Source organism: Lysinibacillus sp. A1 (assembly GCF_000801965.1).
Lineage (GTDB): Bacteria > Bacillota > Bacilli > Bacillales_A > Planococcaceae > Lysinibacillus > Lysinibacillus fusiformis.
This window is the reverse complement of record NZ_JSZM01000007.1, coordinates 12,270-25,341: the sequence shown is the minus strand read 5'-3', so window position 1 is coordinate 25,341 and position 13,072 is coordinate 12,270. Positions and strand designations below refer to the sequence as shown.

Below are 13,072 nucleotides of genomic sequence, written 5' to 3'. Positions count from 1 at the left end.
ACGAAACGTTTTCGTCTAGTCATGTATTCGTTCATCAAACCATTGTTTTAATTCTATATAAGGAGCATAAACAAGCATTTGCTCCATTTCAATCTGTTCTGAACGTTGTTTGTACGACGGTGCCTCGGTCAATGCTTGTTTTGGAGCATCTACGTTGACAGTCGTCAGTCCACTCTCCATTTTAACAAAATCAAGCTCAAAAAACACCTGTGTCATAAATTTTAATGTTTCTAATGGCCATCCAGTATGCTTAGCTATGTCTGCTACATGCATATCAAGTGGAAATGCTGGTCGATTTTTCAAGAATTTATAATACCATGCAAATTGCTCACGGGTAGGTAAAACATTAAAGTATTGTGAATCTGGCATATAAAAATGTGCATAGATGCGTGAAGAGGCCGTCTTCTGTAAAACCTCTTCTAGCTTTTGAATGTTTTCAGGCAAATCTAAAAGGACAATATATTCACTTTGTCCGATGTTTGAAAGAGTAGGATCAACGACTATTATAGGAACATCAATTAACGATTGATAATAGGTCATTGTTGTTGGACGGAAGGCAATAAATGTCGCCTCTTCCTTTGGCACTGTATTGAGCCAGCGAGCCGTTTGACGAATACCACGAATATCAAAAAGCTGCCATTCAGTGGTTTGAACATCTTCAATCATAAATTGAGCTTTTTTACGACCCTGCCACTCGTTAATTTGCAAATCACCAATAAAGGACACTTTTATGCCATACGTTAATTCATCATGTAAATGGCCCTTATGGAAACCAACACTATCTAATTTGTCATAGCCATTCGTTAATTCCATTTTTATATGGTTCTCAGCTGCTCCAATTTTTCGCATCGAAGATATTTCAACATCCTCAAGCACATAAACTGGCTTCGGAAAATCGGTACCAAACGGGCCAAGTGTTGATATTTCTTCAATAGCATCTGCAGAAATTTCATCTAGGCTTAGAGGAATATCAATATGGACCACAGGTGTTAACTGCTCTTCTGTTAAACATGCTCTTGCCTGTGTATCCAAGCGTGACCGTAGTTCATCCACATGCTCAATTGATAAAGTCATCCCCGCTGCCATCGGATGCCCCCCAAAATGAGGTAAAATATCACGGTTTTTGGCCAATTCATTATATAAATGGAAGCCTTCAATGCTTCGTGCAGAGCCTTTTGCTGTACCTTTATCAGGGTCAAGTGAAAGGACAATCGTCGGACGATAATATTGTTCAACAAGACGTGAAGCAACGATTCCTACAACCCCTGCATTCCAGCCTTCTCCTGCTACAACAAGGACTAAAGAATCGCTAATTTTCTCATCTGCTTCAATTAGGGCAATGGCTTCATCCGTTATACTTTTGACAATATCCTTACGCTCGGTATTGCAGGCATTTAGCTGTTTGGCCAATGCTGTTGCCTTTGCGCTATCCTCTGCCATTAATAATTCGACACCTGGCGATGCATCACCGAGACGACCTACTGCATTAAAGCGTGGACCAAAATAAAAGCCAATCGTTTCCTCATTAATTTTCGCTTGCTCCGTACTCGCAATATCACACATGGCTTGTACCCATGGACTAAGAGAACGACGCATTTCCTCTATCCCTCGTTTAACGAGATAACGATTTTCATCCACCAATGGCACCAAATCAGCCACCGTGCCAATCGCAACATATTCTAATAAATGAGTTGGTAGTTCTCCGTATAGAGCATGTGCAAGCTTAAAAGCTACACCTACGCCAGCAAGCTCTCCAAAAGGATAATGCCCTTCTGGTAAACGTGGGTGTAAAATGATATCTGCTGGTGGTAATTCCTCCCCTGGCTCATGGTGATCGGTCACAATGACATCCAGCCCAAGCTCCTTCGCTACACGAATAGGTTCAATCCCTGAAATCCCATTATCCACAGTGATAATTAGCTGCACACCCTCCTCATACGCTTCCCGGAAAAGAGCCTCATGTGGCCCATAACCATGAATAAAACGATTCGGTATTTTAAACGATACATCAGCACCAAGATCTAATAGAACATTTAGCATGACCGTCGTGCTTGTCACACCATCGGCATCATAATCGCCATAGACTAAAATTTTCTCTCCATTATCAAGAGCTTGCTCAATGCGTGCCACTGCTTCCGTCATACCGTGCATGAGAAAAGGGTCATGGACATTCGCTTCTGTCATATTTAATAAGCTTTCTGCATCAGCTGTTGTTTCACAGCCTCGCGCTGCTAATATTTTTGCTGCAATCGCAGAAAGTTGTAAGTCATTTTGTAATGCTTGTACAAGTTTTACGTCTGGGCGCTCCACTTGCCATCTTTTTTTCGATAGAATCATTTTCTCACTTCCTTACGAAAGCTATTATACCGAAATTCTACACGATACGCACTATCCGTAAGATTGATAGTTTTATCCAAGTAAGGCTATGTCTCTGCTTCGGCATGCTATCCACTACACAACAAAAAAGCCCACTCTAGTAAAGAGTAGACTTTTCGTAAATGCCTTTTGAAGCGGCTATTAATGCTTCTATTGCTACCATCCTGCCTTCATGTAAGGCTGTCACAACGGCACTTCCAACGATGACCCCATCTCCCAACATCCCCATACTTTTCACTTGCTCTGGCGTTGAAATGCCAAATCCTGCTAGTACTGGGATTGGACTTACCTGACGCAAGCTTGCAAAATGTTGTTCTAAATTAGTAGCAAAATTGGACCGTTCCCCCGTAATTCCATTGACAGTGACAGCGTAAACAAATCCTTGGCTTGCAGCAGCAATACGAGCAATTCGTTCAGGAGGACTTGTTAATGATACAAGCTGGATGACATCAATGCTATGTGGATTTAAGGCTTCTCGTAAAATCCCGCTTTCCTCTAATGGCACATCGGGTACGATTATTCCTTTGACTCCTCCAGCTACACAAGCTTGAGCAAAAGCCTCTAAGCCATATGCTAATACTGGATTAAAATAAGTCATGATAACTAATGGGACAGTTATTTCTTCTTTAAATGAAGTGAGAGTTTGTAATACTTTCTTCAACGTTACACCCGCCGCTAATGCACGTTCTCCAGCCCGTTCAATTGTTGGACCATCTGCAACAGGGTCCGTAAAGGGAATGCCTACCTCAATAGCTGTTACACCCAGCTGCTGTAGCTTTATAATCGTTGGCTTGATTGTTTCTAATCCCCCATCGCCTGCCATCATATACGGTATAAAAGCCTTATGTCCTGCAGTCGTTGTCTGGTCAATCGCCTGTTGTAAAGTCGTCATTTCAGATCCCCTCCTAGTGCCGCACGAACCGTGTGTACATCTTTATCCCCTCGGCCAGATAAGCACACCACAATAATGCTGTCACTCGGCATAGTTTTAGCAAGCTTCGCTGTATAAGCAATAGCGTGGGAACTTTCCAGTGCGGGAAGTATGCCCTCTGTTCGACTTAATAATTGTAAGCCTTCTAATGCTTCAGCATCTGTGATAGAGTCAAATTGCGCTCGACCCATCTCATGTAAATAACAATGTTCCGGCCCTTTTCCTGGATAGTCTAATCCTGCTGAAATAGAGTGCGCTTCTTGAACAAAGCCATTTTCATCTTGTAATAAATACATGTATGCACCATGTAATACACCCAATTGTCCACCTGCAATGGCTGCAGCATGCCGCCCCGTTTCAAGACCACTTCCCGCTGCCTCTACACCATATAAGGCAACTGATTCATCGTCAACGAATGGATGAAACATGCCAATTGCATTACTACCGCCACCAATACAAGCTACAACTGCATCTGGTAAACGACCTTCCTTTTGCAAAATTTGTGCCCTTGTTTCTACCCCGATAATTCGCTGAAAGTCCCGAACAATTTTTGGAAATGGATGTGGGCCTAACGCAGAGCCTAAAATATAATGCGTATCCTCTACATTTGTCACCCAGTAGCGCAAAGCAGCATTTACAGCATCCTTTAAAGTTTTTGACCCGCTTTCCACAGACTGAACCTTCGTGCCAAGTAGCTCCATACGGAAAACATTTAACTGCTGACGTTTGATATCTTCTTCGCCCATAAAAACTACACATTCAAGATTTAATAAGGCGCAAGCGGTAGCCGTTGCTACTCCATGTTGCCCTGCTCCTGTCTCCGCAACAATTTTCTTTTTCCCCATTCGTTTGGCAAGAAGGGCCTGGCCGATCGCGTTATTGATTTTATGGGCACCTGTATGATTTAAGTCTTCACGCTTTAAATAGATTTTCGCTCCACCAAGCTTCTTTGTTAAATTTTCTGCTAAATAAAGCGGGGTTTCACGTCCCACATAGTCCTTTAAATAATAGGATAGCTCCTCTGTAAACGCTGCATCTTTTATTGCTTCCTCATAGGCAGTCTCTAATTCTAGCAAGGCTGTCATTAATGTTTCGGGTACAAACCGCCCACCAAATTGGCCGAACCGCCCATCCTTTGTTGGTACACTATTGGCTATCGAAATTGTCATTATCTATGCCCCCTCTTTGCCATTTGTAAAAATGTCCGTATTTTTTTATGATCCTTTATGCCATCTGTTTCTACACCACTGGATACATCCACCATGTGAGGGTCTACATCTGTAATGGCTCCTTCAATATTTTCCGCCTTCAATCCACCAGCTAGTATTAACCTTTCCCGTGGAATTCCCACTTCATCGAGTAAAGTCCAGTCAAAAGTTTGACCACTTCCACCTTTAAAATCAGTCCCAGGGGCATCGAATAAATAATAGTCCACCTGATAATCAGCAGCGGCTTGCACGTCCACTTTTGTCCGTATAGATAATGCTTTTATAGCCGGATAACCTTGTTCTGCAATGAAAGCTGCTGTTTCCTCTCCATGGTATTGCACGTAATCTAAAGGCACTCGCTCAACCGCTTCCTGTAATTCAGCAGGAGTTGGATTGACAAAGACACCAATTTTCAAAACACCTTGTGGCACTTGCTTTGCTAACAGCTGTGCTTGTTCAATAGATACACGGCGTTTACTTGGTGCAAAAACAAAGCCCACAGCATCTGCACCCGCATGAATTGCTGTTTGGATATGTTCTACTTCTTGTAATCCACAAATTTTAACTTTTGTCATACTGAAGTCTCCTCGGTTTGAACTTGTAAACGTCTGAGTGCTAGCCCTACATCTTCGCTCCGCATTAATGCTTCTCCAACAAGAACGCCACTAGCGCCCATAGCCGCCACTTGTTTTGCATCGTCTTGCGACCAAATACCACTTTCACTAATTAATAGATGTTCCTCATCAAACGGAAAGGCTTCTGCAATCTCCTTTGTTCGCTGTAAATTGACCTCAAAAGTACGTAAATCTCGATTATTAACGCCAATCAATTTTGCATCGACTGCAAGGGCCCGTTTGAGCTCCTCACTATCATGTACTTCCACTAAAACCTCTAAGCCTAAGCTCGTTGCATAGCTATATAAATCACGTAAAGCTTCATCCGTCAATGCTGCCACGATCAATAAAATAATTGATGCACCAGCAGCCTTCGCAAATCGAATTTGCACTCGATCCACCATAAAATCTTTACAAAGAAGTGGCTTATCCACTGCACGAGCAACTGCAGCTAAATCTTCAAAGGAACCTTTAAAAAATTCCTTTTCCGTTAATACAGAAATAGCTGCTGCCCCTGCCTGAGCATACACTTTTGCTTGGGCAACCGGGTCAGCACCACCAGCAATTAACCCTTTGGAAGGCGAAGCACGTTTCATTTCAGCAATCACTTGCAATGTGTTTGCTTGCCGTAATGATTGGAATAACGAAGGGCGTTGCTGTTCTGAAAAATTTGCTAAAGGATCAGGCTGCTCTAATAATGCTCCTACCTCTATCCTCTTTTGCTGAAGTATTTTTTGAAGAATATTCATTGTCCAACCTCCACTCCTTTTAATTGATCACTATAAGCTACAACCGTTGCTAATTTTTGTAGGGCTCGCCCACTACTAATACTGTCTTTCGCCATAGCCACACCCTCTTTAATCGTTTCTGCCTGACCATGACCGAATAATCCGATACCGGCATTTAACAATACCGTATCTAAGTAGGCACTCTGCTCCCCAGCCAATAAATTTTTCATAATTACCGCATTTTCATCAGCATTGCCACCGCGAATGGCCTCTAATGGTGCCGAGCGAAGCCCGACATCCTCTGCGCTCAATGAGAATGGAATCAAATCTCCTTTATCTAGTAAAACCAATGTATTTTGCCCTGCTAAGGAAGCCTCATCTAGCCCTTGAGGACCTGATACTACAATGGCACGCTCTCGTCCTAGCATTTGTAGAACAGAAGCATACTCCATGACAAAATGGGGACGATTAATGCCTGTAAATTGTGTTGAAAGGGTTACAGGATTTGTTAAAGGGCCCACTAGATTAAAGATGGTTGGTCGACCCAGTGAACGTCGCACCTCCCCAATCCTTCTTAGTTTAGGATGGACATTCGGTGCATATAAAAAAGCAATGCCCTCTTTCTCCAATAGCTCTACAGTTTGTGGAATTGTCATATCTGTATGAATGCCTAATGCCTCTAAAACGTCCGAGCTGCCAGAGGAAGACGAAATTTTACGATTTCCATGCTTGGCGATTTCAACACCAGCTCCTGCTAGCACGAAAGCAGAGGCAGTGCTGATATTAAAAGTATGAAGACCATCACCACCAGTACCGCAATTATCCATATAATCCCCCTCTTTTACGGGGACATGGCGGGCAAATGACCGCATAGTTGTTGCTAATGCCGCTACTTCATGAGCCGTCTCCCCCTTTATAGATAGGGCTGTTAAAAAGCTTGCGATTTCATCTTTAGGGGTGTCATCCTGAAATATCCATTGCGCCACCTCCAGCATTTCTTCATACAATAAATGCTCCCCTTGCAACACTTTCCGCTGTAAATGTTTCATTCGTTTTGCCCTCCATTATTCGCCAATAACTGTAAATATGCTCGTTCTTCCTCTTCCACCTGCTGTAAAACACTTAATACGTCCGTATATTTTGTAACCGCAATGGTCGATTGCCTATGCATCATTGTCTGTTGCACCACAATGGATTGCCCAGCTAAAGCAAAATCCAACTGCCCATTAAAACCAATGAAGCCGAGAGCTCCGCCAAAAATACCCGCAGGTTGATGCCATTTTTCTAAGTAATGGGTTGCCTGTTCCTTAGGTATCCCTGTAGTTGAATGTGGTGGTAGCATTGCTGCTAATACATCAAGGGCGTGAAGCATCGGCAACAGACGTCCCTCTATTCTAGAAGTCATGTGTAAAGCTTGCTTCGATCTCTCAATACGCATAGCATCAATTACCTGAATGGAATCTCGAAAACAAACAGACTGTAGCTCTTGCTGCACTGCGCTCACAAGGACGGCATGTGATTTTCTAATCTCTAGATGATTGAATAGTTTTCGTTCATTTTCTAAGTCGTCGCTTTTTGTTCCTCCCCGTGGGTATGTTCCCTCTGTTGGGGTTGCAATTACTCGATCTCCTGTTACTCGTATTAGACTGTCAGGAGAAGTTCCAAAAACTACATAATCTTCAAATTCTACATAATACATATAAGCTGCTGGCTTTTTTTTACGGAGCTGTCTATATAACGAAAAAGCGTCTCCTTGAAACTTTGCCATATAGCGCTTCGGTAATACGACTCTTGTCATTTCCCCTTGTAAATTACGTTGAATATTTTGTAGAGCTTTTGTAAATTGATCTTGTGTAGAAGTATCAAGCGTTTGATACTTGTAAGTTGCTTCTTCACTTGCATGCCCCTGTAACAACTGTTGGGCTAAATCCTCCAAGTCAGGCTCTTGTTTTTCCACATCTATATTTGTATGAATCAGTGTCACTTCATCCGTTACATGGTCAAACATAATGATTGTTTCATAGACATGAAAATGAACATCAGGGAGATCCTTTGCATCGGTTGGCAGCATCGATGTTCCTCCATGACCTATATAACCAACGGCACCACCAGAGAACGGAAATTCAGTCGTATTGGAAATGCGTGGCATGAGTCTTTTCAGCAGAGCAAAGAGCTCACCTTTATGGACATAGGTTTTTCCTGTTCGGTAGGAATACTCCTGAATTTCTTGCCCGACACCTTTATATGTTTTTCTTGGATTCGCACCAATAAAGGAAAACCTTCCCGCACCCTCATGCTGGGCTGAACTTTCCAGCAAAAATTTATGCTTACCTTGTAAACGTCTAAAAATTAAAATCGGTGTTAAAGAATCGCCATTGATGGTTTTCATTTTTGTTCTTGAACTCGTGGTTTGCATAGCTTTCAATCTCCTTTTTCAAAGATTCCTTTAGCTAATGTCTAGACGAATGAAGAAAAATTGCACTGTTGAATGAAAATAAAAAAATCCCCTGCAAAAAGGATTATTCCTAATTGCAGAGGACGATCATGACCGCGTTGCCACCTCATATTAGAGCATACTGCTCTCACTTTAATGCTTGCTCCTGATACGTCCATAGCTAATCATTTAGATAGCTATTGCCCATATATCGTTCAAGCATTCCCTATAACGTGGGGATTCACGTTCGCTTTTTTAAAGGCGACTCTCATAAGTCCATTCACATAAGCTACAAATCAGTTCTCACCAGCCACTGACTCTCTACATTGCACACTTATGTTACTACTCTTATTCAACAATTTCTCAGCTATTCTCATCTAAACTCAGCTCATCTGTTCTTAGGCTGACCACGCTCCCGTAGCCTTCTACCTTGACGGAACAAAAAGTTAGCCTTAATTCTATGCCAAACAAATATAATTGTCAATGAATTTTGAAGAATCAAGTGATTGACATGGATTTCAGAAGCTTTTTATATAGGTATATTACCCTTTTTAAATCCCACAAAAAGGAAATACCACTGCTGCTGTTGAAAATTTTCTGAGTATTGACCTTGTAAAAATATCAAGTTATAGTAATTTCAGAACATTTATTTTTTCTATATAACAAAAGAAGGTAGGAACGTCTATGTCCGTTCGTAAAAAGCTAAATCTGGGCTTCATTTCATTAACATGTTTACTCTTCATTTCAAGCATTGTGAGCTTTCTTCAATTTAAAGCTACGCAAAATGATCTAGAAGAAGTGCTGCAAAATCGTATAGTTCAAATGCAATTAACAGTGAAAATTCAGCAAGAACTCGCATCGCAAGGTTTATTTTTACGTTCCTATATTCTAAATCAAAAGGATGAAACAGCTAAAGCTAATTTAGAGCGCTATGAAAAGCTATTACCAGAATCAGTGAATGAACTTTCTACGCTTGTTCGTTCTGATTACACAAAAAATATCATGCAGCAAATCACAGCACTACAAAAAGATTTACTTACTCATTCCGAAGAGGCGGTCCAAGCCTTCAATAATGGAAATGTAGATTTAGCACTCTCTTACATAAATAATGATGTGACAAAAGATAATAAGGAAATCTTTCAATTGACGAAGGAAATGTTAGAGTATCATAATGAACAGCTTCAAAAGGTTGATGCTGAAGTTAATCAAACGGTTGCACGAGCAATTATTATTTCCATCACGCTACTATTGGCTAGTGTCGTTATTGGCGTATACTTTATGTTTTTTGTTAAAAGGTCGATTGTCCAGCCATTGCGTCAGGCTATTGGAGCGGCTGATACATTAGCACAAGGAGATTTAACGATTGATGAGCTGACTCACCAATCAAAAGATGAAATTGGTACACTAGCCGTGGCCGTCAATACGTTAAAGCAAAATCTAACTGGATTAATGTCAAACATCCAAGATAGTGCCTCCCACCTATCAGCTGTCTCTGAAGAGCTATCTGCTAGCACGGAGGAAGTGACGGCAACATCTGATGATATTGCCCAACGAATTCAAGAAAACTCAACACATATCGTTTCATCCGCTAGTGCTTCACAGCAAAGTGCTGTAGCAATGGACGAAACAGCAGCCGGTGTCCAACGCATTGCAGAAGCGACACTAAGCCTTCATTCCAATGCAGAAAGTATGACTCAGCTCGCACAAACAGGAGGAACAACTATTTCCATAGCGAAAGAACAAATGTCTATCATTTCTGTGGCTACCTCTGAAATTGCTACATTAACCGAAAAATTAAGTAAACAATCAGAAGAAATTGGACAAATTACAACCGTCATCACGGCCATTTCAGAGCAAACAAATTTACTGGCATTAAATGCGGCAATTGAAGCAGCAAGAGCTGGGGAACACGGTAAGGGCTTTGCAGTAGTAGCTGATGAAGTACGTAAACTTGCTGAGGAATCCAATCAGTCTGCCAATCAAATAGTTGCCATTACAAAAGAAATTCTGACAGATACACGCAATGTTGCAGTTGCCGTCGATCATGGACTGGCTTCTGTAAAAGATGGGGTAAATAAAATTCACGAGGCAGGGGATGCTTTCTACTCAATCACATCAGCTGTGACTGCATTTACTGAGCAAATTGAAGAAATCTCTGCTACATCTGAAGAAATTTCCGCCAGTGCTGAACAGGTTGCTGCCTCTGTCACGGAAATAGCTAGTGTGTCAAATCAATCAGCGAGCAATTCACAAATAATTGGTGAGTCTGTTGATGAACAAGTCGCAACAATGCAGCAAGTGAACGCGGTCGCTGAGGAGTTAAGTCAACATGCCCAGCAGCTACAAACATTACTTCAACAATTTAAAATATAAAAATGAAAATCTGCTGCTTTTTAGAAAGCCAGCAGATTTTTTTGCATCATAAAAGCAGGGTATAGAAAACAATTTGTTTTCTACCCCTGCCCATTTAAATTATACAGTAGGTTCGTCTGTGCCCCATTGTTTTTTCTCTTTCTTGTGTAGCTGTCCATCTGATTTTTTCATTTCACGAATTTTTAATGAATACCAGATTTGAGCTGCGATACAGATGGAAGAATACATACCTGTAATTAAACCAATCAATAACGCGATCGAGAAGTTTTGAATAGATGGTGCACCGAAAATTAATAAAGCTATAACAACAATAATAACTGTTAGGACTGTATTAACAGAACGTCCCATTGTTTGTCGTAGTGATTTATTTACTATGTTCGCCAATACTTCACGGTCATTAATCGTATCATAACGATCTAAGTTTTCACGCATACGGTCAAAGGTAACAATCGTATCATTAATGGAATAACCAACAATTGTTAACACAGCCGCAATAAATGTAATATCTACTTCTAAACGCATGAAGCTAAAGACGGCAACAATTAAGAATACATCATGCAATAATGAAACAATTGCACCGATACCCATGCGCCACTCAAAGCGAATTGCTACATAAATGATGATTCCAAGTGCTGCAAGTGATAATGCTTTAATGGCATTTTTCACCAATTCCTTACCGACTGTTGGTGATACCGTACTTACAGTAGGCTTATGACCATATTTATCTGTTGTTTCTTTTTGGAATTTTAAAATATCTGCTTGTGATAAATCGGATTTATAACGTACAACTGCAGATGTACTCTTTTCTCCTGAAAGGACAATATCCTCCGAAGGGAAACCGATGCTATCAACAAATTTCGCTACTTCTTCTTGATTTAATGTTTGTTCTGCTTCAATTTGAATACGTGTACCACTAGAGAAATCAATACCAAGGTTTAGACGGAAAATACCCATAACCACTATCCCAGCCACTAAAATGGCTAAAGAGAATGTATAAAATTTCTTACGGTTGTGAACAAAATCGAAACGATCAAATTTCGTTGATAAATCTAATGTGCCAATGTTTTCATCTAAACTATGTTGTTTTGATTTGGCAATACCATACCATGCTGGATTATTGAAATAGCCACTGTTAACAAGGACTCCTAATAGAACGCGAGAACCCCAAACCGCTGTTAAGAAGCTCAATAAAATACTGATAATTAATGTAGTGGCGAATCCTTTAACAGAGCTTGTCCCGAAGTAAAATAGAACGCCAGCTGCTAATAGAGTCGTCAACTGTGCATCGACAATCGCTGATAAAGATTGTTTAGAGCCGATTTGGAACGCCTGCTTAGCAGAATATCCTACTCGAAGCTCTTCTCGAATCCGTTCTGCTGCTAGAATGTTGGCGTCCACAGCCATCCCTATACCGAGTACAATAGCAGCAATACCCGGAAGTGTTAATACGGCGTTAATCCAATCAAATACAACCAAGACTAAGAAAGTGAATACAACAAGTGTAATGATGGATATAAAGCCTGGTAAACGATAGTAAAATAACATGAATAAGAAAATAATTACTACACCGACAATACCTGCAAAAATGGTACTTTTCAGTGCCTCATCACCAAACTGAGCACCAACAGAAGTGGAGTAAATTTCGTCAAGCTTAACAGGTAGTGCCCCTGCATTTAAAATTCCTGATAAATTTTTTGTTTCATCAACAGAGAAATTACCACTTATCATAACGTCTGTAGTATTTAAAGTCTGACTAACTGTTGCTGCTGATGAATAGCGAGGCTTCGCTTTTTGTGATTCCGCTTTATAGGAATCAACACCCTCTTCAAAGTCTAACCATACAACTAATAAATTTTGTCCTACAGGTTTCGCAGCAATTTTACTTGTTACATCTGCAAATTTTTTCGCATCTTTTAATTTTAAAGATACGATTGGGCGATTTTGCTGGTCAAAGGAAGCGCTAGCTCCATTTTCCGTTAAATCATTCCCATCTAATAATAAATTATCATCCACATCACGGAATGTTAAATTCGCAGAAGTAGATAGTAACTTACGTGCCGATTCCTGATCTTCAACACCAGCTAATTGCACACGGATACGGTTTTCTCCCTCAACCTGAATGCTTGGTTCACTAACACCAATCGCATTGACACGGTTACCAAGGGCTGTTGCCGTAGCAGCAACAACTTCCGGCGTGATTTTTTGTCCTTCTTTTAATTCATTTACCTCGTAAAGAACCTCAAACCCGCCTTGTAAGTCAAGACCAAGCTTAATGTCCTTTAAGACGCCGTTTACAGTCGTACTAATTCCAGCTACTAAAAGCACAAGAATTAATAGGAATGCAACTATACGACTTTTTAGTTTCATTGAAAATCCTCCTCGAAATGGTGTAAGGGTTGTCCTTACAC

Annotated in this window: 9 protein-coding genes and 1 other annotated feature; of the genes, 1 reads left to right on the top strand and 8 read right to left on the bottom strand. The window is 40.9% G+C overall.

Going from position 1 to position 13,072, the window contains the following annotated elements; genetic code table 11:
- Positions 1 to 15: 15 nt before the first annotated feature.
- The 7 genes from recJ to PI85_RS04750 all read right to left on the bottom strand — a co-directional run bounded on the left by recJ (position 16) and on the right by PI85_RS04750 (position 8,273).
- Positions 16 to 2,337 carry a single-stranded-DNA-specific exonuclease RecJ gene (gene recJ / locus PI85_RS04780; RefSeq protein WP_036119173.1) on the bottom strand — a complete coding sequence of 774 codons (2,322 nt, stop codon included), beginning with the start codon at positions 2,335 to 2,337 and terminating at the stop codon, positions 16 to 18.
- A 136-nt stretch (positions 2,338 to 2,473) separates the two neighbouring features.
- Positions 2,474 to 3,268, bottom strand: a complete 795-nt coding sequence (gene trpA / locus PI85_RS04775; RefSeq protein ID WP_036119176.1) for a tryptophan synthase subunit alpha — start codon at positions 3,266 to 3,268, stop codon at positions 2,474 to 2,476.
- Positions 3,265 to 4,476: a tryptophan synthase subunit beta gene (gene trpB / locus PI85_RS04770; protein ID WP_036119179.1), complete on the bottom strand. Its 1,212-nt coding sequence runs from the start codon at positions 4,474 to 4,476 to the stop codon at positions 3,265 to 3,267. The genes trpA and trpB overlap by 4 nt, the downstream gene beginning before the upstream one ends.
- Positions 4,476 to 5,090: a phosphoribosylanthranilate isomerase gene (locus PI85_RS04765; RefSeq protein ID WP_036119183.1), complete on the bottom strand. Its 615-nt coding sequence runs from the start codon at positions 5,088 to 5,090 to the stop codon at positions 4,476 to 4,478. Before PI85_RS04765 ends, trpB begins: the two co-directional genes overlap by 1 nt.
- A complete protein-coding gene (trpC, locus tag PI85_RS04760; protein WP_036119186.1) occupies positions 5,087 to 5,878 on the bottom strand; it encodes an indole-3-glycerol phosphate synthase TrpC in 792 nt (263 codons plus the stop codon). The genes PI85_RS04765 and trpC overlap by 4 nt, the downstream gene beginning before the upstream one ends.
- Positions 5,875 to 6,906, bottom strand: coding sequence for an anthranilate phosphoribosyltransferase (gene trpD / locus PI85_RS04755; RefSeq protein WP_036119189.1), 1,032 nt, complete (start codon positions 6,904 to 6,906; stop codon positions 5,875 to 5,877). The genes trpC and trpD overlap by 4 nt, the downstream gene beginning before the upstream one ends.
- On the bottom strand, positions 6,903 to 8,273 hold the full coding sequence (locus PI85_RS04750; RefSeq protein ID WP_036119192.1) for a chorismate-binding protein: 1,371 nt from the start codon (positions 8,271 to 8,273) through the stop codon (positions 6,903 to 6,905). The genes trpD and PI85_RS04750 overlap by 4 nt, the downstream gene beginning before the upstream one ends.
- Positions 8,274 to 8,388: 115 nt before the next feature.
- Positions 8,389 to 8,656, bottom strand: a binding site (T-box leader).
- Positions 8,657 to 8,975: 319 nt separating this feature from the next.
- Between PI85_RS04750 and PI85_RS04745 the strand changes: the two genes are divergently transcribed.
- Positions 8,976 to 10,664 (top strand): methyl-accepting chemotaxis protein, encoded by a 1,689-nt coding sequence (locus PI85_RS04745; protein ID WP_036119195.1) that lies wholly within the window; start codon positions 8,976 to 8,978, stop codon positions 10,662 to 10,664.
- Between the two features lie 99 nt (positions 10,665 to 10,763).
- Here the strand turns inward: PI85_RS04745 and secDF are convergent, their stop codons facing one another.
- Entirely contained in the window at positions 10,764 to 13,031 is a 2,268-nt protein-coding gene (gene secDF / locus PI85_RS04740) for a protein translocase subunit SecDF (protein ID WP_036119198.1), read from the bottom strand.
- Positions 13,032 to 13,072: the final 41 nt, after the last annotated feature.